Below are 20364 nucleotides of genomic sequence, written 5' to 3'. Positions count from 1 at the left end.
TTCGACAGGTTCGTCATGACATGGCGGCGATTAAGATTCGGTTAGTGCCGACCTGCTAAATCCGTTCGGACAGGACGGAGAATCAGATGACCGACACAGCCGACGCCACGGTAGCAGAACCCGGCAAATCCCGGATCGGCAGGCTCATGCCGCTGCTCTTGCCCGTGCTCGCCATGGGCGGCGGCGCGGCCAGCACCTACCTGGGTTTCTGGTCGCCCCTGGCACTGATTTCGTCCTCGGAGGCGCCGGCCGAAGCGCACGCCGCGGGCCCCGAGATCGCCTTTGTCGACGTGCCGCGAATCGTGCTGACGGTGCCAGGGGAACGGACCCAGACGCTCGCTTTGACGGTGATGATCGAGGTCGCGCCCGAGGCCAAGGCGCAGGCGCTGGCGCTGATGCCGCGCATTACCGACAGTTATAACGGCTTTCTGTCACGCATCGATTCCAGCGCCTTCAGCCGGCGGGGGATCCTGGAAATCATCAGGGCCGAGCTGGCCACCCGCACTCGCTTCGTCCTGGGCGACGACGCCGTCCGCGACCTTCTCATCACGGAGTTTCGCATCCAATGACCATCGGACTGATCCTCCAGGCGGCACTGGTCGCCGCGGGCCTCGCCCTGGCGGGCTTCTGCCTGCTGCTATCGCGCCGGCTGCGCAAGCTGAATGACCTCGAAACCGGGCTTGGCGGCGCGATCGCCGTCATGGCCGCGGAAATCGCCCGGCTCGAGGCGGCGCTGGCCGCAGCACGGGCGGGGGCAACGAGCGCCTCGGACGGGCTGGCGCGGGAAATCGAAAAGGCGAAATCCGAGCGTGCCTACTGGGCCTTGCAGCGCCAGTTCCTGCCGGATGGACAAGAGCCGCGGCGCCCGCTGCGCCGCAAGCGGACCGAGGTGCAGGATGCGTAAGACCCATCTGTGGGCCGCCGGCCTTGCGGCCCTAACCGCCGCCGCCGCGTTCGCGCAGTCGGACCGGATCGCCCCCCAGCTGACCGCCCAGGCTGCCACCTCGCCGCTGCTGCAGGGCTGCACCGATGTCCCCGAGGCGGTCGCGCTGGCCGATACCCTGCGGCTGCGCGGGATCGCGGTCGACCGCGCGCTGGCCGATCTGGACCGGCGCAAGCAGGAACTCGCGGCAGCCGAGCTGCGCATCAAGACGCGGCTCGAGGCGCTGAAATCGGCCAAGGCGGCGCTGGGCGATGCCCGCGGCGCCCAGAAGGCCGGCACCGTCGAAGGGATCGACCGGCTGATCGCCGTCTATGACGCGATGAAGCCCGCCGAGGCCGCGACGATCCTGACCGCCCTGCCGCCGGACTTCGCCGCGGAAATCCTTGCTCGCGTCCAGCCCGAGGCCGGCGCGCGGATCATCGCCCAGATCGACCCCGGCCAGGCCGCGGTCCTGACCGCCCACATGGGCTCCCGCCGCCTTGCCGGAGACTGAAGATGTTTGGAATCATCGGGATCGTCCTCACCTTCGCCATGGTCTTCGGCGGCTATATCCTCGCCGGCGGCAAGATGGGGGTCATCACCCACTCGCTGCCCTTCGAGATGATGATGATCGGGGGCGCCGCGGTCGGATCATATCTTCTGTCGAACGACACCGCCGTGCTGAAGCATACCGTGTCGGGCATCATCCGCGCCTTCAAGGGGCCGCGCTGGCATGAAAGCGACAACACCCAGGTGCTGTGCCTGCTGTTCCAGCTGCTCAAGCTGGCGCGCGCCAACCCGGTCGAGCTCGAGGAGCATGTCGAGAACCCGCAGAAGTCGACGATCTTCCAGGCCTATCCGGCGGTCCTGAACGACGACAACGCGGTGACCCTGATCACCGACACGCTGCGCTCGGCCAGCCTCAACTATGACGACCCTTACCAGGTCGAGGACATGCTGAGTCGGCGCATCAACCTGATGAAGGACGAGGCGATGCACGTGCCCCACGCGCTGCAGAACATGGCCGACGCGCTGCCCGCGCTGGGGATCGTCGCGGCCGTCCTGGGGGTGATCAAGACGATGGCCGCGATCGACCAGCCCCCCGAGGTGCTGGGGGGCATGATCGGCGGCGCGCTGGTCGGGACGTTTCTCGGCGTGTTTCTCGCCTATGGGCTGGTCGCGCCGCTGGCCCAGCGGCTGAGCGCGGTGATGAAGCAGGACCTGGCGTTCTACGACGTGATCAAGTCGGTGCTGATCGCCGGGCTGCACCAGCACGCGACCAACCTGTGCGTCGAGGTCGGGCGGCAGGCCGCACCCGACCACCTGCGGCCCAGCTTCGTCGAGGTCGAGAACGCGCTGCGTGAAATGAAGAAGGCCGCGTGATGCTGGCCGCCGCGATCCTGGCCGCCGCCCAGGCCCTCTCACCCGCCGCGATGGAATTCGTCGACGACGCGACCGACCGGCTGATCGCCGGAGAGGACCTCGCGCCCGATTTCCCGGTGCGGCTGCAGGAACTGCCCCCCGACCAGAGGCTGCTGGTGATCGTGCATCTGCGCCGCGCCGGCTTTCTGGATGATGTCGTCATGCCGGTGGACTGGGTGATGTCGCCCGCCACCCCGCCCCGGGCCGCGAAATGAGCGCGGTTGCAGGGATCGGATCGGCCGCCGGCTCGTCCGGCAAGCCGCTGGCCATCACCGGCGCGCTGGTGCTGGTGGTGATGTCGATGGTGATCCCGATCCCCGCCGGGCTGCTGGACGTGGGCATCGCGATCTCCATCGCCACCGGAACGCTGATCCTCGTCATGGCCAGCGTCGTGCACCGGCCGACCGATTTCCAGGCCTTCCCGGTGATGCTGCTGATCTCGCTGCTGATCCGGCTGTCTCTGAACGTGTCCTCGACCCGGCTCATCCTGACCGAGGGCCACACCGGCCCCGGCGCGGCGGGCGAGGTCATCAGCGGATTCTCCGAATTCGTCGCCGGTGGGTCGCTGATGGTGGGGATCACCGTGTTCGCGGTGATCTCGATCGTGAACTTCATGGTCATCACCAAGGGGTCGGGGCGCATGGCCGAGGTCTCGGCCCGCTTCGCGCTCGATTCGCTGCCCGGCAAGCAGCTGGCCATCGACGGCGACCTGAACTCCGGCGCCATCACCCACGACGAAGCCAAGCGCCGCCGCATCCAGGACCAGCGCGAGATCAGCTTTTACGGATCGCTGGACGGTGCCTCGAAATTCGTCAAGGGCGACGCGGTCGCGGGCCTGCTGATCACCGCGGTGAACTTCTTCGTCGGCCTGGGGGTCGGCGTGGTCGCTCACGGCCTGCCGGTGAGCGAGGCACTGTCGACCTATTCGCAGCTGACCATCGGCGACGGGCTGGTGAGCCAGGTGCCGGCGCTGATCACCTCGATGGCCGCGGCCTTGCTGCTGTCGCGCGGCGGCTCGACCGAGTCGACCGCGGACCTGTTGTCGCAGCAGTTCACCCAAGGCTGGCACGCCCCCGCGCTGGTCGCCATGGGGATGACCGTGCTTGGTTTCGTGCCCGGCATGCCGACCCTGGTCTTTCTTGCCATCGCCGCGGTGTCGGGGTGGTTCGCATGGCGCAACGCGCACCGCGCGGCGCCCCCGGCCGAGCCCGAACAGTCGCCGCCGGCGCCCGTCGATACCCGCTCGCGGATCGGCGACGTGCTCGACACCGACGAGATCTGCGTCGAGATCGGCGCCGACCTCATCACCGCCGCGCTGGACCCGACCAAGGGCCTGGGCGGGCGGATCAACAACCTGCGCATCCACATCGCCCGCAGCTTCGGCGTCATCCTGCCCGAGGTCCGGATCACCGACGCCGTCGGCCTGCCCGGGGGCGACTACGTCATCCGGGTGCACGGCGTCGTGCGCGCCCGCGGGCGGCTGGACCCGCACCGCATCCTCGCCCTTGGCGGCGAGGAGGTGCTGGCCGGTGTCGCCGGCGAACGCACCCGCGAGCCGGTCTATGACAGCCCCGCCAAGTGGATCGACCCCAGCCGCCAGGACGACGCCGCCATCGCCGGCGCCAGCGTGGTGACCCCGATGGAGGTTCTGTCGACGCATCTGATGGACACCGTCAAGTCGCAGCTGCCCGCGCTGCTGACCCTGACCTCGATGCAGCGCCTCATGCAGGAACTGCGCAGCCTCAGCGACGAGACCCGCGCCCAGGCTTATCAGCGCGTCTTCGACAACATGATCCCCGACAAGGTCGCACCCGAGCATCTGTTGTCGGTGCTGCGCCTGCTGCTGGACGACCGGATCTCTATCCGCAACCTGCCGCTGATCGTCGAGGCGATCTACGAGGCCCGCTCGCCCGACCCCGAGGTCGCCGCGGAATTCGTCCGCCGCCGGCTACGTGGCCAGATCACCGAACAGCTGTGCGACCCCGATGGCGGGCTGGACGTCGTCCAGCTGCAGCCGGGGTGGGAGGCCGAGTTCATGCGCGCCGAAGCCGAGGCCGGGCGCGGCGGCGGCGCCCTGACCCCGCCGCTGATGCAGCGGATGACCGAGCGGCTGCGACTCGCGGCCGGCGCCTTGCCGCCCGAGCGCCAGCCGGCGCTGGTCGTCCCCGATCACCGCCGCCGCATGGTGCGCGCGATGGTTGCCGCCGCGGGCCTCGGCTGGCCGGTGCTGGGGATCGAGGAGGTCGATCCGCAGGCTCGCGTTCGCCTCGTGGGCACGGTCGAGACGTGATCCCCGACGACGCCTTCGCCGCCCTGGTCGCGCTCGCCGCGCCGTGGCTGCTGATCTATGGCCGCGTGCAGGCGTTCCTGCTGGCGCTTCCCGCGACGGGGGAACGGCTGCTGCCGATCCGCGTCCGGGCCGCGCTGGGCCTCGCGCTGACGCCGCTTTTCGCCGCCGCCGCGCCGACAGCGGTGCCGGATGACCTGCTGTCCATCGCGGCGCTGATGGCGGCCGAGATCGTCACCGGGCTGGTCATGGGGCTGATGGTCCGGGTGGTGGCGATGGCGCTGGACATCGGGTCCACCGCGCTGGCGCAAAGCGCCTCGTTGTCGGCCCTGCTCGGCATGTCCGAGGACATGCCGCCGCACCCGATCGGCAACCTCATGCACCTCGCCGGGCTCGCGGTGCTGATGGCGCTGGGGCTGCCGGTGCTGATCTGCCAGTTCCTCGCCGACAGCTTCCGGATGATGGCGCCTGGCAGCTGGCCCGAGATCGGCACGCTCTGGCCGGCCTTCGGCGCGCTGGTCCGGCACGGCTTCGTGCTGGCGCTGCTGATCGCCTCGCCGTTCATCCTGGGCGGGCTGCTGTTCCAGATGCTGTCGGGCGTCGTGGCCCGGGTCATGCCGGCGATGCCGGTGGTGTTCATCGCCGCACCGGCGGCGGTGCTGCTGGCCCTGGTGGCGCTGACCGTGCTGTTGCCCGGCATCCTCGCGATCTGGGCCAACGACCTCATGTCCCTGCACCTGCCGGCGCTGCGATGAGCGACGAGGACAAGGACGACCGCCAGCACGAGCCAAGCGAGCAGAAGCTGCGCAAGGCGCGCGAACAGGGCGACATCCCGCGCTCGGCCGAGGCGACCACGGCGCTCGCCTATCTGGGGTTCTTCGGGTCCCTGACCTTCGGGCTGGCGGTCCTGGTGCCGCCGTGGCTCGCCACCGCCCGCAATCTGCTGGACGCGGGGTCGGTTCCCGAGAACGGCGGCGCCGCGGTCCGGTCTCTCGCGCTGATCTCGGCCGGGGCGGTCCTGGCGGTGGCGCTGGTCCCGGCGATGCTCGTGCTGGTCGGGCTGATCGTGCAGCGCGGGCTCGTCTTCACCCCCTCGCGCGTCGCTCCCGACCTCAAGCGGATCGATCCCTTCAAGAACGCGGCGCAGAAGTTCGGTCGCACCGGGCTGAGCAGCTTCGCGATCTCGCTGGGCAAGCTGGCCGCCATCGGGACCGGCGGGGTGCTGCTGTTTTCCTCGCTAGGCAAGACCATCGCGCAATCCGCCGCGATGACCGCTGCCGCGTGGATCGAGGCGCTGCCGGTCCTCATCCGGCAGGTGCTGACCCTCGCGCTCGTCGTGGCGATCCTCTTCGCCGGCGTGGACCTGCTGTGGAAGCATTTCGATTTCCGCCGCCGCAACCGGATGACCCGCAAGGAGGTGGAGGACGAGCACAAGGACAGCGAGGGCGATCCCCATCTCAAGGCGGCGCGGCGGCAGAAGGCGGTCGACCTGGCGCTGGGCTCGATGCTGGCGGATGTCGAAAAGGCCGATGTGGTGATCGTCAACCCGACCCATTACGCGGTCGCGCTGGAATGGAAGCGGGGCAGCGGCAAGGCGCCGGTCTGCCTCGCCAAGGGCGTCGACGAGGTCGCGGCCCGCATGCGCGAGCGCGCGCGCGAGCACAAGGTGCCGATCTGGTCCGATCCCCCCTGCGCCCGTGCCCTGCACGCCCGCACCAAGATCGGCGAGGAGGTGCCGCGCGAACAGTTCGGGCCGGTCGCCGCCGCGATCCGCTTTGCCGAGGCGATGCGCGCCAAGGCCCGCCGCGGCTATGGCGGCGCGCTCGAGGGCAGCGCATGAGCCGCCGGTCCGACCAGCTGCGCGCCCTGGCCCGCCTGGCACGGATGCGCGCCGACCTGGAGCTGCGCCGCTACGCCGCCTATCGCGCCCAGGCCGACGAGATGCGACGCCACGTGGACACGATCCGGGACGAGCTGCACGCGGCGATGACGACCCCCGCAGGCGATGCGCTAGATCAATGGCGACTGACCACCGCTCTGGTCGGCTATCGCGCCGGACGGCTGCACCGCGCCCAGGACGGTCTGGCCAGGATGCAGCCCGCCCTGGCTGCGGCGCGCAAGAACGCGACGGTTGCCTTCGGGCGCGCCGAGGCGCTGGTCCAGCTGCAGCGCATGACGGTGGCGAAGGATCGGGAGGCGCGCGATCGGCGCAGCTAGCGGGGGTTCGTTTCCCCGGGGCCGACGGGTGGCGCGCGGACGTCGTCCCGATGGGCCCCCCATCGTCGGCTCTTCGGACCTGCACGCGTCCGACGGAAGGCCCAACCCGGCCGGCGCGTCCGCCGGCGCTACATCGGAGGCTGACGGCCGTGCGGCGCAGCCCCCATGATGTGACACCAGGAACCATGATCCGAGCGGCTCAAGGATCGCATCCAGACCCTGGGTCCGCCCCCCGGCCACCCGCACAGCATGTACTGCTTGCTCGGTTGTCCTCGTTGAAAACGTCGCAGGTGGCGTGGCCCTTGCTTAAGTCCGCCTGCTTGTCTGCGGGGACCTGCGTGGGCGGCCTGGCCTTCAGCGCCAGATAGATCGGGTCACGGTACAGAGGCGCCGCGCAGGCGGCAACGACCAGAGCCGCACCCGCCGGGGCCGCGACATGGTGCCATCTTCCAGCACGAGCCTGCTCTCTGGGACCACGCGAACCGTAGCAGATCTCCTCTGCCCTTCCAGCCTCGCGTTCCGTTTCAAAGCCAAGTTTTCCAGACGAAGACCGCGCATTTCCCACCAAGCCCCTCGCCCGATCCATCGGGGCCGAAACGATATGAACCCACCGCGATCCGCAAACGGGCGCCTCTCGGCGAGCATCTTCCCGAAATTGCGACCAATCCGCTGCAGTGCAATACGCCGACAACTCCCGCGCACCGAGACACGGACTGCGAGGCGGCGGCCCTGCGCCCGTCAGACGGGCACCACATCAGGCGGGTCCGACCGGCCCAACACCGGGCGCCTGCGGTGCCGCCCCGTCGCGCGTGGCCCTTAGCTGCCGACAATTCCCGCGGACACCTCCCCCGTCAGATCGCGCCGCAGCACCAGTGCATCCACCCCCGGCGCATAATACCCTCGCCGCCGGCCGGCCTCGTGCCAGCCGGTGGCGCGGTACAGCGCCTGGGCGACGGGGTTGTCCGACGCCACCTCCAGAAAGGCCACCGTCGCCCCCTGCCCTTCGGCCGCCGCCAGGAACCGGCGGACCAGGTCGCGGCCCTCGCCGGTGCGGCGGGCGGCGGGGGCGACGGCGAGGGTCAGCAACTCGGCCTCGCCCGCCGCCACCCGCCCCAGCAGGAGTCCGTGGTCAGAGGTCAGCAGCAGCGCGCCCGGCGCAGCCAGCACGCTCGCGAACTCGGCCTCGGACCACGGGCGCGGGGTGGTGAAGCAGGCGGCGTGCAGCGCCGCCAGCGCCGCCGGGGTCACGGCAGCAGGACCGGCGCCGGGTCGCGCGGCGGGGCAGCGTCGGCGGGGCGCAGGTAGAGCGGCGCGGGTCGGGGGAAGTCCGACCCCGAGGCCAGACGTTCGGCGGCCAGCAGGGCGATCGCGGCAGGCAGCGGCCAGGCCGGGCCATGCACCGGGTGACCGGGGGGCAGCGCATCGGCCAGTGCCAGCGCGGGCTCGGCGGAGCCGGGGAAATCCTGCCAGGCGACCTCGTCGCCGCGCAGCGGCGCCACCGCGCGGCAGGGGCGCGGGACCCCCACGGCCAGCGCCTCGGTCACCGTCACCCCGATCGCCGGCACTCCCAGCGACAGCGCCAGCCCGCGCGCTGCAGCGACGGCGATGCGGATGCCGGTGAAGTTGCCGGGGCCGGTGCCGACGCCGATCGCCGACAGGTCGCGCCAGGCGACGCCGGCCTGCGACAGCAGCGCCTCGAGCAGCGGGAACAGCCGCTCAGCCTGGCCGCGGGCCATCGGCTCGACCCGGCAGGCCAGCACCCGGCCCCCCGAAACGACGGCGGCCGCGCAATGCGCGGCCGATGTGTCAAAGCCGAGGACGGGCCCCGACGCAAAGGTGTCAGGCAACGGGCCGGACCTCGACCACCTCGGGGATGTAATGGCGCAGGAGGTTCTCGATCCCCATCTTCAGCGTCAGGGTCGAGGACGGGCAGCCCGCGCAGGCGCCCTGCATGTGCAGATAAACGACGCCGCGGTCGAAGCCGTGAAAGGTGATGTCGCCGCCATCCTGGGCCACGGCGGGACGCACGCGGGTGTCCAGCAGCTCCTTGATCTGGCCGACGATTTCCGCGTCGGGGCCGTCGCCTGTCGCGGCGTGACCGCCGGCTGCCGCCGCCTGGCCCTGGGCCAGCGCCGGTTCGCCCGACTGGTAGTGGTCCATGATCGCACCCAGGATCGACGGCTTGATCTGGTCCCAATGCGCGGCGTCGGCCTTGGTCACTGTGACGAAGTCCGACCCCAAGAACACCCCGGTCACCCCCGGCACGGCAAAGACGCGCCGCGCCAGCGGGCTGTCTGCGGCGGCCTCGGCCTGCGGGAAATCGGCCGTGCCGGTGGCCAGCACCGTGTCGCCGGGCAGGAATTTCAGCGTCGCGGGGTTCGGTGTGGTTTCGGTCTGGATGAACATCGGCGGCTCCTCATGCCCTGCCGATATGGTTGCGCACCCCCCTTAAAGTCAAGCCTGCCCCGGCGCCCCCGCGGGCAGGCTCAGCTGATCTTTTCCAGCCGCTCGCGCGAGATGTCGCCGGGCACGATCGTCATCGGACAGGGCAGCGCCGACAGGTCGCGCATCGGGCGCGAGATCAGCGGCCCCGGACCGCCGCCGCCCGAGGCCGCCAGCACCGGCACTGCGATGCCAGGTCCTCGGCGATCTGGGCCAGCAGCTCGGCCCCTGGATCGCCCTCGCGCACGACCAGCTCGGGCTTGATCCCGGGGCGGTCGCGCATCCGCTTGGCATGGATCCTCGAACTGCGCCCCGATCCGGTCGCGGGCCTCGGCGCGTATGACCTCGGCCACCCCGAAGCCGTGCTGGATCTCGTCGGCGGGGATCACCGACAGCACCCGCACCGCCCCCCGGTCGAGGCCGCCCGCAGCGCCGCAAAGCGGGTCGCGTTCAGGCATTCCTTGCTGTCGTCCAGCACTACCAGGAACTTGCGCATCGTCCGTCCACCCGGTCCATGCTCCGGCCCGCAGCGTCGCAAATGCGCAACCCCGCTCAAGACCCCGAACAAAAAGCCGTGTCGTGCGTTTTCTTCCCGCCAGGGCCATGTTATCGGAACCGCAACGGAAAAGTCGTATCCGGCCCTTAACGTTTGGTAGGCGCGTGACGATTGAGCACGATTGGGACCGGACCGAAGCGGTGGGGCTGCCGGCGCTCCCCCGGCCAGGTTTCGTCGCGACCGACCACCCCGATGACGAACGGCATGTCGGCATGACCCTGGGCAAGCGCGTGTTCGACGTGGTGCTGGCGCTGGTCCTGCTGGTGCCGCTGTCGGTGGTGATGCTGGTCGTGGCCGGGCTGCTGCTGCTGTCCGAGGGGCGGCCGATCCTGTATGTCTCGGAACGGATGCGGGCGCCGGGGGAAGCCTTCAGCCTGATCAAGTTCCGCACCATGACCCAGGTCGACGAGGATGCAGGCGCGACCGGGGCGCACAAGGCGTGGAGGATCACCCGGCTGGGGCATTTTCTGCGCCGCACGCGCATCGACGAGCTGCCGCAGCTGTTCAACATCCTGCGCGGGGACATGAGCTTCGTCGGCCCGCGCCCGCCGCTGCGCGAATACGTGGACCGCTTTCCGCGCCGCTATGCCGAGGTGCTGCGCACCCGGCCCGGCGTCACCGGCCTTGCCACGCTGATCTATCACGCGCACGAGGACCGGCTGTTGGCCGACTGCCACACCGCCGAGGCGACCGAGGCGGTCTATTACCGGCGCTGCCTGCCCACCAAGCTGCGGCTGGACCGCATCTATCAGCAGCGTCGGTCGGTGGCGCTGGACATGTGGATCATCGCCAACACGATGATGACGGTGATCATTCCCGGCTGGGTGCGCCGCCGCTAGGCCCCTCCGCTAGCCCCTCCGCTCGGCGCGCGTCCGCGGCCCCGGCTGCGGCAAAGGGGTCGGCCGGGTAATCGACTCCGCACAGATACAGCCCCTGCGGCGGGCAGACCGGCCCGCAGGCGGCGCGGTCGCGGGCGGCCAGCGCCTCGGCCACCCGATCCGGCGCCCATGACCCGGCCCCGACCCGTTCCAGCGTGCCGACGATCGAGCGCACCTGGTTGTGCAGAAACGACCGCGCCGACAGGTGAAAGCGGTATTCGACGCCGTGCGGGGCCGGATGTTCGGTGATCTCGAGCCGGTCCAGCGTCTTCACAGGGCTGTCGGCCTGGCACATGGTGGACCGGAAGGTGGTGAAGTCGTGCCGCCCGACCAGATGCGCCGCCCCCTGCCGCATCGCCTGCGCGTCGAGCGCCTGATTGATCTGCCAGACCCGGCCGCGCTCATGCGTCGCGGGCGCGCGGCGGGCGAGCAGCCGGAACATATAGCGCCGGCCAGTGGCCGAAAACCGGGCGTGGAAGTCGTCCGCCACCGCAGCGGCGGCCAGCACCACGACGGGGGCGGGCTTCAGGTGCCAGTTCAGCGCCTCGGACAGCCGGAACGGGTCCCAGTCGCGGGCCAGATCGGCATGTGCGACCTGTGCCGTCGCGTGAACGCCGGCATCGGTGCGCCCGGCCGCCGCGACCCGCGCGCCGGCGGCAAAGCCGGGGTCCAGCCGGGCCAGCGCGGCCTCGATCGCGCCCTGGACCGAGGGCTGGTCGGCTTGCGCCTGCCAGCCCGCGAACGGCCCCCCGTCATATTCGATCTTGAGCGCAAAGCGCGGCATTCAGCGGCTGCGGTCCTTCAAGGTCTCGCGCAGCGCCTGGCCGAAGGTCTCGGCCGCGGTCGGCTCGCGCCGGTCCTCCAGCGCCGCGGTGGCGGACGGGCGCACGCCCTCGCGGGCGAGGCGGTCGCGCAGGACCTCGATCTCGATGTCCATGTCGGTGCGCCCGCCCTCGTGCAGCCGCCGGGTCAGGGCATCGAAGCTTGCTTCCAGGTCGCCCAGCAGCGCCTCGTAATCGGCGCGCGCCTGCGGGTCGCGGGTCTGGGCGTAGAGATCGGCGAACTTGAACGTCGCGTCGCGCGCCCCCTGCAGGTAGACGCCCAGATAGCGCCGCGCGGCGGCCAGCCCGCCGGGGTCCTGCTCGACCCGGTCGAACAGGTTGCGGGCGGTGGCGGCGAACATGCTGACCCGCGCCTCGAGCCGCCGGTCGCCGGTGCGCAGGATCGCGTCGGTCATGCCGCGCAGATGCGCCTCGGCATCCTCGATCATGCGGGCGGCGCGGTCCTGCTGAAAGGCGTCCACGCCCTCCATCCCCTTGTCACGCATGGGGTCGGGGCCAAAGGACAGCCAGTGCAGGATCGAGGCGGTGAAGCCCAGCACCCCCGCCCCGGTGAAGGACCCCGGCTCGGCCACGCCGACGGCCAGCCCCAGCCCGGTCAGGATGCCGCCGAACAGCTTGCGCGGGATGGCCGGCTTGCGGGCGACGCGGCGGGCGTCATAGGCGGCCTCGGCCTGCAGCCCCTCGCGGGTCAGCCACATCGCCCCGGCGGTGATGCCGAAGGCCGCGAGGTTGGCGGCCATGCCGACCGGGTCGTGAAACGGCGCCGTCAGCAGGAACGGCGTCGCCATCGCGGTGACCCACGAGGTGCGGGATTCGTAGGGATGGCGGATCTGTTGCGCGGGGCGGGCGGCCGGCGCGGGCGCCAGACCGCGCGGCCCCGCATCGGGCGAAAACCGGCCGCCGAAACGCTTTGCCATGCCGCGGCCTCCTCAGCCCATGCCCAGCGAGGCGTACAGCGTGACGCCCATCAGCAGGAAGAACGACAGGCGCTGCATCGCATGGCGGGACATCGGCAAGACCTTTTCGCTTGGCCAGAGGGGGCGGTGACGCGTCCAGAACCGCCGGGGCGGGCGTCGCGTTCCCTGGCGAATATGGGGCAACCGGCCGCCGGGGGGAAGGGTGGCGGCCGAAGCGCGGCGGAAACCGCGGGCGCGGGCCGCGGGTGGCGGCGATTGCCTAACCCCGCCGATGCGGCGATGATCCGGGCCATGTCCGACCCCCGCCTGCACCCCGAGCTGTTCATCCGCCTGTTCCTGTCCCCCGACGCGATGCTGGGGCCGGGAAAGGCGCAGCTGTTGCAGCGGATCGCCGAGACCGGCTCGATTTCCGCCGCCGGGCGCGAGATGGGGATGAGCTACAAGCGTGCCTGGATGCTGGTCGAGACGATGAACGCGATGTTCCGCGCCCCGCTGGTCGAAAGCGCCCGCGGCGGCCCCGGCGGTGGCGGCGCGGCGCTGACCGACACCGGGCGACAGGTGCTGGCGCTGTATCGGCAGGTCGAGGCCGACGCCGCCGCCGCAGCCGCCCCCGCCATCCGCAGCCTGCGCGAGCTGATCGCCAGCCGAGCCTAGGGCCCGGCGCGCAGGTCCTCGGGCCGGTCGATGTCCCGCAGTCGGTCGGGCGGCAGCGTCAGGCGGCGGGCCGCGGGGATCTCGCGCAGCAGGGCGCCGGCGCCGCGGTCCCCCTGGGCCCCGGCCAGCGCCGCGAACATCTCCTCGGGGAACACGGCGGGGGGCAGCGGGGTGGTGCCGCCCGTGGTGCAGGCGGCCTCAGTCCCGGCCAGCACCAGCAGCGCCGCGACGTCCGTGGCCTGCACGAAGGGCATGTCGCCCAGCAGGACCAGCAGCTGCGTGGCGCCGTGCTGGCGGGCCGCGGCCAGCCCGGCCCGCAGGCTCGCCGATTGCAGCGCGCCGGCGGGCACGGGGACGGGCTGAAAGCCATGCGCGCGCACCAGCGCCGCGACCGGCTCCGAGGACACCGTGGCCAGCCGCAGCCCTGCCGCGGGACGGGCGGCCTCGAGCGCGTGGGTCAGCATCGGCCGGCCTTCCACCGGCGCCCGCAGCTTGTCCGCCGTCCCGAAGCGGCGCGACTGCCCCGCCGCCAGCACCAGCGCGGCCCTCATCAGCCCACCAGCTGCTGCGCCCGCGCCAGCACGTCGGCCAGCACCGACACCGCCAGCGTCCGCGGGTCGCGGGCCGAGGGGATCAGTCCGAAGGGCGAGGCGAGCCGCGCGATGGCGGCCTCGTCCACCCCCCGCGCCCGCAGCGCCGCGCAACGGGTCTGGTGCGCCCTCAGGCTGCCCTGGGCGCCGACATAGAAGGCCGGACCGGCCAGCGCCGCTTGCAGCAAAGGCGGTTCCAGGTCGTGATCGTGGAAGAACAGCGTGACCGCCGTGCGGTCGTCGGTCGCCGCTGCCTGCGGCCACCCGCGGGCCGGCAGGGGCTGGGCCAGCGGGTCGGGATCGGGGGAAAACAGGTCGACCTGATACCCGGCGCCGCGGGCAAGCGCTGCAAACACCGTGGTCTCGATCCCCTTGCCGATCACCACGAAGCGGATCGCGGGCAGGATGGTCAGCGCCATCCCCGCCGCGCCGGGGGCGGCCAGCCCGTCGGCCCCGACGACCAGCCGCGCAGGACGGCGGGCGGCAAGCTCTGCCCGGCAGGCCGCCAGCAGGGCGCGGTCCGGATCGGGCAGGATGCGGATGTCCAGCCCGCCCCCGCAGGGCAGCGTGATGTCCAGCATCGCCGAGCCGCGGCCATAGCGCAGCGCGGCGGGACGCCGGTCGGCGAGGCTCTGCTGCGCCCGCAGCGCGACGTCGCGATCAAGGCAGCCCGAGGACAACGACCCCGACACCTCGCCCTCGGCGTCCACGACCATCATGGCGCCCAGCGGCCTGTACGACGCGCCCTCGACCCCGGTAATGACCGCGAGCGCAAAGCGCCCCGCCGCCGGGATCGCCGCCAGCGGCAGGTCAGATTCGCAGATCACCGCGGCGCCGTGGGTCGCCACCGCGTCGCCTTGGGGGTGAATCGGTCGGGCCAGGGTCATGGGCGTCGCCCCGATCGCGGACCGGGACCGGGGATCGGGCCAGTCGGCCCTCGGCCGGCGGGCAGCCGCCCGCCGACGCTGATCCGGTCCCGGCCCACCATCCTGCCCGACCTCGCGCCCATCATCCCAGCGCCGCCAGCACCTTGTCCAGCGTCACCGGAAACTCCCGGAAGCGCTTGCCGGTGGCGTTGGCGATGGCGTTGACGATGGCGCCGGCGGTGCCGCAGCAGGCCAGCTCTCCGATGCCCTTGGCCTGCATCGGGTTGGCGTGGGCATCGCGGTCGGGCAGGAACGCGATGTCGATCTTCGGCACGTCCAGATTGGCCGGGACGTGGTATTCGGCCAGGTCGCGATTGACGAAATGCCCGTCGCGCGGGTCGTGCGCGACATGCTCGGTCAGCGCCGAGCCGATGCCGAAGATCATCCCGCCGATGCATTGCGACCGCGCCGTCTTGGGGTTCAGGATGCGGCCGCAGGCAAAGGTCGCGGCCAGCCGGCGCAACTGCACCTCGCCGGTCACGGTGCTGACCGCGACCTCGGCGAACTGGGCCCCCCACGTCGCCTGCCGCACCGTCTGCGAGGTCGCGCCGGGGTCGATGGCGCCCTCGCCCCGCAGCGTGTCCCCGGCCAGCAGGTCGGGCAGCGCGCGGGTGCGGTTGCCGGCGATGGCCTGCCCGTCCTTCAGCGTCATCTCGTCCGCGTCGCATCCCATGCGTTCCGCAAGCTGCGCCCGCAGCGCCTGCGCGGCCAGCAGGACCGAGCTGCCCGACGAGGCCGCCCCGAAGGACCCGCCCGAGCCCGACGAGGGCGGCAGGTCGCTGTCGCCCAGTACCGTCGTGACCCGCTCGACCGGCAAGCCCAGCGCCTCGGCCGCGATCTGGGTCAGGATCGCATAGCTGCCGGTGCCGATGTCGGTCATGTCGGTTTCGACCCGCGCCGTGCCGTCTGGCAGCAGGATGATCGCCGCCTCGGACGGCTCGAGCGTGTTGACGCGCACGGCCGAGGCCATGCCCATGCCGATCAGCCATTCGCCCTCGCGCCGGGCGCCGGGTTCGGGACGATCCGCCCAGCCGAAGCGCTCGGCCCCCTGCCGCAGGCAGTCCTCGAGCCGGTTCGAGCTGAACGGCTTGCCGGTCGAGGGGTCCTCGTCGGGGATGTTGCGCAGCCGCAGCTCGACCGGGTCCAGCCCGGCGGCCTGGGCCAGCTCGTCCATCGCGAGTTCGACAATCGGCACGCCGATCGCCTCGCCCGGCGCCCGCATCGAGCCGGGCGCGGTCAGGTTCAGCCGCGCCACGTGATGCCCGATCACCCGGTTTTCGCCGGCATAGGTAAAGGGCGAGGCCTGGGTGACGGGTTCGGAAAAGCTGTCCCCGAACATGGAAGACACCCACGCCTCGTGCCCGATCCCGGCCAGCCGTCCGTCCGCGCCGGCGGCCAGCCGGATGCGCTGGCGGCTTTCCGACCGCCGATGCGTGGCCTCATAGACGTTGCGGCGGTGCAGCGCGATGGCGACCGGGCGGCCCAGACGCTGCGCGGCGATGGCGGCGCCCACGGCCTCGTGGCTGATCCCCAGCTTGCCGCCGAAGCCGCCGCCGACATAAGGGGCGAGGATGCGCACCTTCCTGGCGCTGATCCCCAGCGCGTCGGCCAGTTCGGCGACGTTAGTCTTGAGCATCTGATAGCTGCCGCGCACGGTCAGCTTGCCGTCGTCCCACCACGCCACGGCGGCATGAGGCTCCATCGCCGAATGGCTCATCGAGGGCGTCTCATAGACCTGGTCCACCGCAAAGGCGGCCTCGGTCATGGCCTTGTCCAGATCGCCCTGCGCGGCCTGCTTGGACTTGGGCGTCTCATAGTCGTCCAGCGGCAGCTTCAGCGCCGCCTTGTCGCTGCGGTCGATCAGCTCGGGCCGCGCGGCCTGGGCGGCGTCGCGGGCCTGCTCGAAGGTCTCGGCCACCACCAGCGCGACGGGCTGGCCGGCATAGAAGACTTCGGAAGGGCCCTGCGGCGGGGATTTTCCCTGCTGGCCCTGCGCCGGGTGCATGATCATCCGGTCGTCGCGGATCACCGCCAGCACCCCGGGCATCGCCCGCAGCTCGGCCGTGTTCAGCCCGGTCACCCAGCCCTTGGCGATCGGCGCGCGGACGAACCAGCCATAGGCGGTTTCCGGCGGGTGGACGTCGTCGGCATAGCTGGCCGTGCCGGTGACCTTGAGCTTGCCTTCCGGCCGGTCCAGCGGCTGCGACAGCACGCCCTGCGCGGTCTGGTCAAAGAAATCCGCCTTCTCCGGCGTGTTCATCCGCAGGTGGCGCTTGAAGGTGATGGGCTCGCTCATGCTGCGTCTCCGCCGGTGGCCTCGGTCAGGACGGCGATCACCGTCCGACGCGCGAGGGGGATCTTGAAGTCATTCTCGCCGTGTCCTTTCGCCCCCGCGAGCAGCCGGTCGGCGAACCGGCCGAACAGCGCCGCCGAGGGCGGCTGGCCGTCCAGCAGGGCCTGCGCCTCGGGCAGCATCCACGGCCGTGCCGCGACCCCGCCCAGCGCCACGCGGGCCTGCCGGATGGTACCGCCGTCCATGACCACGTCCGCCGCCACCGACACCAGCGCAAAGGCGAAGGACCGCCGGTCGCGGACCTTGCGATAGATCTGCCGCCCGCCGGTCGGCGCCGGCAGGGCGACGCTGGTGATCAGCTCGCCCGGTTCCAGGTTGGTGTCGCGTTCGGGCGTGTCGCCGGGCAGGCGGTGAAAGCCCGCCGCGGGCAGGGTGCGGGCGCCGTTCGGGCCGTCGATGCGGATCTCGGCGTCCAGCGCCGCCAGCGCCACCGGCATGTCGCCGGGGAAGGTCGCGATGCACGCCTCGGACGCGCCCAGGATCGCCAGCGTGCGGTTGAAGCCGCCCTGCGCTGAACAGCCGCTGCCCGGCTGGCGCTTGTTGCAGGGAGTGTCGAGGTCATAGAAATACGGGCAGCGGGTCCGCTGCAGCAGGTTGCCGCCGGTGGTCGCGCGGTTGCGGATCTGGGCGCTGGCCCCGGCCAGGATGGCGCGGGACAGCAGCGGCCAGTCGCGGCGGACCCGCGGATCGGCGGCCAGGTCGGCGTTGCGGACCAGCGCGCCGACCAGCAGGCCCTCGCCCTCGGGCGCGATGGCGTCCAGCCCGACATGGTTGATGTCGACCAGCGCGTCCGGGGTTTCCACCTGCAGCTTCATCAGGTCCAGCAGGTTCGTGCCGCCGGCGATGAACCGCCCGCCAGCCGCCAGCGCGGCGGCCGCATCCTCGGCGCGGGTGTAGGTAAACGGCCTCATGCCACGCTCTCCGCCGTCTCGCGGATCGCGTCCACGATGTTGGGATAGCACGAGCAGCGGCAGAGATTGCCCGACATGCGCTCGCGGATTTCCTCGTCGTCCAGGCGCGGCGCGGACAGGTCGTTCGAGACGTTGCTGGGCCAGCCCTCGCGGAACTCGGCCAGCATCGCGGTGGCCGACACGATCTGGCCGGGCGTGCAATAGCCGCACTGGAACCCGTCATGGCGGATGAAGGCCGCTTGCAGAGGCGACAGCGCCTCGGGCGTGCCCAGCCCCTCGATCGTGGTGATCTCGTCGCCCTGGTGCATGACCGCCAGCGTCAGGCAGGCATTGATGCGCCGCCCGTTCAGCATCACCGTGCAGGCCCCGCACTGGCCGTGATCGCAGCCCTTCTTGGTCCCCGGCAGGTCGAGATGCTGGCGCAGCGCGTCCAGCAGCGTCACCCGCGGATCCTCCAGCGGCAATGTCCGACGTTCGCCATTGATCGTGAGGGTGATGTCCATCGGCTGCCTCGCTGGTCTGTTGGGGTCTAGCGGAACACCTGCCGGGACGCCGGGGTTCCTGCAAGAAATGTTGGTCTTGTCGGTGGGAAGGGCGGGCCGGCCCGCACATTTCGGCCCCCGCGCGCAGACCTACCGGCGTCTGCCGCGCTATCGGTGGGATGCGGTGTCGGCGCAGGCGGGCCCCCGCGTCACCCCCGCGGGCGATGCGGCCCGCGACGCTGCGGCCGGAAAGATCGGGTGGAGCGGGTGATGTGCTCTATTGCACTGAACCGACGATGAATAAGTGCTATCTATCAAACATTTATTACAAAAGCCTGTGGTGGATGTGCAGCAAAATGTGCAGCAAATAAAAACCGTGTCGGGCCAGCCCTATGGCATCGGTTCGAAGTGGACCATGCAGTCTGACGGCGCACGGATCCGCAGTAGATGACGCTCAAAGCAGGTCCCCCCCAACACTTGACTTCTGGTTGTGGTCCCCTGCCATCGTCTGGGTGTCGATACCACTCAGGCTGCGTGATGAAATGGGCGCGGTGTGAGTTCGACGGGTGGCACATGAACGCCAGGAATTCACATGAAAAAGACCCTTGACGAAGCTCTGAGCGAACTGATCGAGACGATCCGCACCGACCTCGAGGCGCGGTCGACCCCCGGTGATCGCCGTGAGGCACGCTCCTATGCCGAGTTGCTTCCCGTCGCCCTGATCGTCGATCAGAAACGCATCTCGGTTGACCTGCGCGAAGTCCCGGAGCCGATACGGGGGCGGATCCTGGGCCGTCCGATACCGCTCGTGATACCCGCCGGACCGGGAAAGAATGAGATCCTGGATTTTTGGCAGCGCCGGTGTTTCGACGAGGCGGGATACGCGATTACGGTGCTGCCGCTCGTTCCGATCGAATTACTAACTCGCGGACGGCGTCAGCGTGATGAGGTGGAGGTCAAGCTCAGGGACACGCTGGCACTTTGGGTGTGGGCGCTGCAGCCGGCCATCGAACGGCTTGCGGCAAGCTTGCCGGAAACTCGCACCGATGAAGCGCCCGGCCTGACCCTGCTGGCGACGCAGGCCGCGTTCTTCTCACGATAACTGCACGGCGCTGTCATTGCGAGCGAGCGCGTCGTAAAACGCCAGTTCTGCCGCATTCAGGCCATCTTCGGGCTCGTTCTGCAGGTCCTTGGCCAGCGCGATCAGCTCCTGCAGGATCTGCAGGGCGTCCACGCTGCGGTTGTGATAGCGGGCGATCGCCTGCTCCAGCCGGGACGAGAAGGCTTCCTTCTGCCCGACATTCGTCCGGGTGCGGGCCGCGATCTCACTGTTGAGCAACTTCTTCAGCGCCTCCACGGCCAGATTGCGGTGCTGGATGTTTTGCAGTTCCAGCATGAACTCGTCTGACAGCACGCTGATGTCGGGGCAGTCGAAGCCGCAGGCGGCGAGGATATCGACAACCTCGGTCGAGGCGACGGCACTGTTGATCAGCTGCTGGATGGCGAAGTCGGCGCCGCCATCGTTCCGCCCCTGCCCCACGTCGAGCTTGGCGAGCGACGAGCGGACGGCGGCGAAAAAGACCACCTCCTCGACATGGGCCGTCGCCTGCGGGCTGCCGGACGCGAGTTTGTAGCCCTTTATCAGCGCGGCAACTGCGTCGTGGAAGCGCCTCGCGGACTTCTCTGAGGCTGAGCGGGATGTCGCAATGTCCCGGTTCCAAGCGTTGCGCCCCCACGTCCAGGACGGTGCCACCCTGACCGAAGCGCGGATCGAGCGCCGCGGGAAAACCCGGAATGATCGTCAGCGACAACGGGACAACTCAGGCCGCAAGTTGTGGTGACTAACGAAAGACGCGACCGCAGCGGACTGCGGTCGCGTCAGGATGCCGTGCCGCGTCAGGCGCGTGTCACTCGGCCGGAACCAGACCAGCCGGCCCCATCCCGGCATCGCGCGCCCGGGCCGGG

At 70.8% G+C, this 20364-nt stretch carries 23 protein-coding genes and 1 pseudogene; 12 read left to right on the top strand and 12 right to left on the bottom strand.

The annotated features are described in order from the left end of the window. Positions 1 to 86: 86 nt before the first annotated feature. Genes IC63_RS08465 through IC63_RS08425 form a run of 9 tightly spaced genes read left to right on the top strand, consistent with a single transcriptional unit; the run spans position 87 to position 6848 of the window. The gene (locus IC63_RS08465) at positions 87 to 569 is read left to right on the top strand and encodes a flagellar basal body-associated FliL family protein (protein WP_036719060.1); all 483 of its coding nucleotides are present in this window, start codon (positions 87 to 89) and stop codon (positions 567 to 569) included. Next, entirely contained in the window at positions 566 to 904 is a 339-nt protein-coding gene (locus IC63_RS16970; RefSeq protein WP_052042023.1) for a hypothetical protein, read from the top strand. The genes IC63_RS08465 and IC63_RS16970 overlap by 4 nt, the downstream gene beginning before the upstream one ends. Continuing rightward, the gene (locus tag IC63_RS08455) at positions 897 to 1436 is read left to right on the top strand and encodes a MotE family protein (RefSeq protein ID WP_036719056.1); all 540 of its coding nucleotides are present in this window, start codon (positions 897 to 899) and stop codon (positions 1434 to 1436) included. Before IC63_RS16970 ends, IC63_RS08455 begins: the two co-directional genes overlap by 8 nt. A 2-nt stretch (positions 1437 to 1438) precedes the next feature. Beyond that, entirely contained in the window at positions 1439 to 2305 is an 867-nt protein-coding gene (motA, locus tag IC63_RS08450; RefSeq protein ID WP_036719053.1) for a flagellar motor stator protein MotA, read from the top strand. After that, on the top strand, positions 2302 to 2559 hold the full coding sequence (locus IC63_RS08445) for a hypothetical protein (protein WP_156965413.1): 258 nt from the start codon (positions 2302 to 2304) through the stop codon (positions 2557 to 2559). The genes motA and IC63_RS08445 overlap by 4 nt, the downstream gene beginning before the upstream one ends. Then, on the top strand, positions 2556 to 4634 hold the full coding sequence (locus IC63_RS08440) for a flagellar biosynthesis protein FlhA (RefSeq protein WP_052042021.1): 2079 nt from the start codon (positions 2556 to 2558) through the stop codon (positions 4632 to 4634). Before IC63_RS08445 ends, IC63_RS08440 begins: the two co-directional genes overlap by 4 nt. Then, positions 4631 to 5386: a flagellar biosynthetic protein FliR gene (locus IC63_RS08435; protein ID WP_036719048.1), complete on the top strand. Its 756-nt coding sequence runs from the start codon at positions 4631 to 4633 to the stop codon at positions 5384 to 5386. The genes IC63_RS08440 and IC63_RS08435 overlap by 4 nt, the downstream gene beginning before the upstream one ends. Beyond that, positions 5383 to 6471 (top strand): flagellar type III secretion system protein FlhB, encoded by a 1089-nt coding sequence (flhB, locus tag IC63_RS08430; protein ID WP_036719046.1) that lies wholly within the window; start codon positions 5383 to 5385, stop codon positions 6469 to 6471. Before IC63_RS08435 ends, flhB begins: the two co-directional genes overlap by 4 nt. Further along, on the top strand, positions 6468 to 6848 hold the full coding sequence (locus IC63_RS08425; protein WP_036719044.1) for a hypothetical protein: 381 nt from the start codon (positions 6468 to 6470) through the stop codon (positions 6846 to 6848). Before flhB ends, IC63_RS08425 begins: the two co-directional genes overlap by 4 nt. An 816-nt stretch (positions 6849 to 7664) precedes the next feature. Here IC63_RS08425 and IC63_RS08420 read toward each other — a convergent pair. The 4 genes and pseudogenes from IC63_RS08420 to IC63_RS08405 all read right to left on the bottom strand — a co-directional run bounded on the left by IC63_RS08420 (position 7665) and on the right by IC63_RS08405 (position 9786). Then, positions 7665 to 8096: a GNAT family N-acetyltransferase gene (locus tag IC63_RS08420; protein ID WP_036719041.1), complete on the bottom strand. Its 432-nt coding sequence runs from the start codon at positions 8094 to 8096 to the stop codon at positions 7665 to 7667. Beyond that, complete coding sequence (gene tsaB, locus IC63_RS08415) at positions 8093 to 8695, bottom strand: tRNA (adenosine(37)-N6)-threonylcarbamoyltransferase complex dimerization subunit type 1 TsaB (protein WP_036719038.1); 603 nt, start codon at positions 8693 to 8695, stop codon at positions 8093 to 8095. Before tsaB ends, IC63_RS08420 begins: the two co-directional genes overlap by 4 nt. After that, complete coding sequence (locus IC63_RS08410) at positions 8688 to 9254, bottom strand: NifU family protein (RefSeq protein ID WP_036719035.1); 567 nt, start codon at positions 9252 to 9254, stop codon at positions 8688 to 8690. The genes tsaB and IC63_RS08410 overlap by 8 nt, the downstream gene beginning before the upstream one ends. 80 nt (positions 9255 to 9334) lie before the next feature. Continuing rightward, a pseudogene (locus tag IC63_RS08405) lies at positions 9335 to 9786 on the bottom strand (universal stress protein). A 164-nt stretch (positions 9787 to 9950) separates the two neighbouring features. Here IC63_RS08405 and IC63_RS08400 point away from each other — a divergent pair. Continuing rightward, a complete protein-coding gene (locus IC63_RS08400) occupies positions 9951 to 10685 on the top strand; it encodes a sugar transferase (protein ID WP_084115657.1) in 735 nt (244 codons plus the stop codon). Here IC63_RS08400 and truA read toward each other — a convergent pair. Further along, positions 10657 to 11508 carry a tRNA pseudouridine(38-40) synthase TruA gene (gene truA, locus IC63_RS08395; protein WP_052042019.1) on the bottom strand — a complete coding sequence of 284 codons (852 nt, stop codon included), beginning with the start codon at positions 11506 to 11508 and terminating at the stop codon, positions 10657 to 10659. The two genes, IC63_RS08400 and truA, sit on opposite strands and share 29 nt — an antisense overlap. Next, positions 11509 to 12483, bottom strand: coding sequence for a 5-bromo-4-chloroindolyl phosphate hydrolysis family protein (locus IC63_RS08390; protein WP_084115655.1), 975 nt, complete (start codon positions 12481 to 12483; stop codon positions 11509 to 11511). A 291-nt stretch (positions 12484 to 12774) separates the two neighbouring features. Here IC63_RS08390 and IC63_RS08385 point away from each other — a divergent pair, with 291 nt between their 5' ends. Further along, positions 12775 to 13137 (top strand): winged helix-turn-helix domain-containing protein, encoded by a 363-nt coding sequence (locus tag IC63_RS08385; RefSeq protein WP_036719116.1) that lies wholly within the window; start codon positions 12775 to 12777, stop codon positions 13135 to 13137. On the opposite strand, the gene IC63_RS08380 is transcribed toward IC63_RS08385, so the two are convergent. From IC63_RS08380 to IC63_RS08360, 5 genes are all read right to left on the bottom strand, one after another. Continuing rightward, positions 13134 to 13688, bottom strand: coding sequence for a nucleotidyltransferase family protein (locus tag IC63_RS08380; RefSeq protein WP_052042017.1), 555 nt, complete (start codon positions 13686 to 13688; stop codon positions 13134 to 13136). The genes IC63_RS08385 and IC63_RS08380 overlap by 4 nt on opposite strands. Continuing rightward, complete coding sequence (locus tag IC63_RS08375) at positions 13688 to 14614, bottom strand: XdhC family protein (protein WP_052042015.1); 927 nt, start codon at positions 14612 to 14614, stop codon at positions 13688 to 13690. The genes IC63_RS08380 and IC63_RS08375 overlap by 1 nt, the downstream gene beginning before the upstream one ends. A gap of 121 nt (positions 14615 to 14735) precedes the next feature. Continuing rightward, positions 14736 to 16949 carry a xanthine dehydrogenase family protein molybdopterin-binding subunit gene (locus IC63_RS08370; protein WP_036719032.1) on the bottom strand — a complete coding sequence of 738 codons (2214 nt, stop codon included), beginning with the start codon at positions 16947 to 16949 and terminating at the stop codon, positions 14736 to 14738. Continuing rightward, positions 16946 to 17917 (bottom strand): FAD binding domain-containing protein, encoded by a 972-nt coding sequence (locus IC63_RS08365; protein ID WP_036719028.1) that lies wholly within the window; start codon positions 17915 to 17917, stop codon positions 16946 to 16948. The genes IC63_RS08370 and IC63_RS08365 overlap by 4 nt, the downstream gene beginning before the upstream one ends. Further along, positions 17914 to 18420, bottom strand: coding sequence for a 2Fe-2S iron-sulfur cluster-binding protein (locus IC63_RS08360; protein WP_084115653.1), 507 nt, complete (start codon positions 18418 to 18420; stop codon positions 17914 to 17916). Before IC63_RS08360 ends, IC63_RS08365 begins: the two co-directional genes overlap by 4 nt. Before the next feature lie 571 nt (positions 18421 to 18991). On the opposite strand from IC63_RS08360, the gene IC63_RS08355 reads away from it, so the two are divergent. Next, positions 18992 to 19501 carry a hypothetical protein gene (locus tag IC63_RS08355; protein WP_036719025.1) on the top strand — a complete coding sequence of 170 codons (510 nt, stop codon included), beginning with the start codon at positions 18992 to 18994 and terminating at the stop codon, positions 19499 to 19501. Here the strand turns inward: IC63_RS08355 and IC63_RS08350 are convergent. Beyond that, positions 19493 to 20152: a DUF3387 domain-containing protein gene (locus IC63_RS08350; protein WP_232222554.1), complete on the bottom strand. Its 660-nt coding sequence runs from the start codon at positions 20150 to 20152 to the stop codon at positions 19493 to 19495. The two genes, IC63_RS08355 and IC63_RS08350, sit on opposite strands and share 9 nt — an antisense overlap. Positions 20153 to 20364 lie beyond the last annotated feature (212 nt).

Source organism: Paracoccus sphaerophysae (genome assembly GCF_000763805.1).
GTDB lineage: Bacteria > Pseudomonadota > Alphaproteobacteria > Rhodobacterales > Rhodobacteraceae > Paracoccus > Paracoccus sphaerophysae.
The sequence above is the reverse complement of the archived record's forward strand: the minus strand, read 5'-3'. Positions and strand labels throughout refer to the sequence as shown.

Coding starts and splice junctions, on each gene's coding strand:
- IC63_RS08380 (WP_052042017.1), bottom strand. CDS start 13,688: ATGAGGGCCGCGCTGGTGCTGGCGGCGGGGCAGTCGCGCCGCTTCGGG.
- IC63_RS08355 (WP_036719025.1), top strand. CDS start 18,992: ATGAAAAAGACCCTTGACGAAGCTCTGAGCGAACTGATCGAGACGATC.
- IC63_RS08440 (WP_052042021.1), top strand. CDS start 2,556: ATGAGCGCGGTTGCAGGGATCGGATCGGCCGCCGGCTCGTCCGGCAAG.
- motA (WP_036719053.1), top strand. CDS start 1,439: ATGTTTGGAATCATCGGGATCGTCCTCACCTTCGCCATGGTCTTCGGC.
- flhB (WP_036719046.1), top strand. CDS start 5,383: ATGAGCGACGAGGACAAGGACGACCGCCAGCACGAGCCAAGCGAGCAG.
- IC63_RS08370 (WP_036719032.1), bottom strand. CDS start 16,949: ATGAGCGAGCCCATCACCTTCAAGCGCCACCTGCGGATGAACACGCCG.
- IC63_RS08375 (WP_052042015.1), bottom strand. CDS start 14,614: ATGACCCTGGCCCGACCGATTCACCCCCAAGGCGACGCGGTGGCGACC.
- truA (WP_052042019.1), bottom strand. CDS start 11,508: ATGCCGCGCTTTGCGCTCAAGATCGAATATGACGGGGGGCCGTTCGCG.
- IC63_RS08425 (WP_036719044.1), top strand. CDS start 6,468: ATGAGCCGCCGGTCCGACCAGCTGCGCGCCCTGGCCCGCCTGGCACGG.
- IC63_RS08455 (WP_036719056.1), top strand. CDS start 897: ATGCGTAAGACCCATCTGTGGGCCGCCGGCCTTGCGGCCCTAACCGCC.
- IC63_RS16970 (WP_052042023.1), top strand. CDS start 566: ATGACCATCGGACTGATCCTCCAGGCGGCACTGGTCGCCGCGGGCCTC.
- IC63_RS08385 (WP_036719116.1), top strand. CDS start 12,775: ATGTCCGACCCCCGCCTGCACCCCGAGCTGTTCATCCGCCTGTTCCTG.
- IC63_RS08410 (WP_036719035.1), bottom strand. CDS start 9,254: ATGTTCATCCAGACCGAAACCACACCGAACCCCGCGACGCTGAAATTC.
- IC63_RS08360 (WP_084115653.1), bottom strand. CDS start 18,420: ATGGACATCACCCTCACGATCAATGGCGAACGTCGGACATTGCCGCTG.
- IC63_RS08390 (WP_084115655.1), bottom strand. CDS start 12,483: ATGGCAAAGCGTTTCGGCGGCCGGTTTTCGCCCGATGCGGGGCCGCGC.
- IC63_RS08365 (WP_036719028.1), bottom strand. CDS start 17,917: ATGAGGCCGTTTACCTACACCCGCGCCGAGGATGCGGCCGCCGCGCTG.
- IC63_RS08465 (WP_036719060.1), top strand. CDS start 87: ATGACCGACACAGCCGACGCCACGGTAGCAGAACCCGGCAAATCCCGG.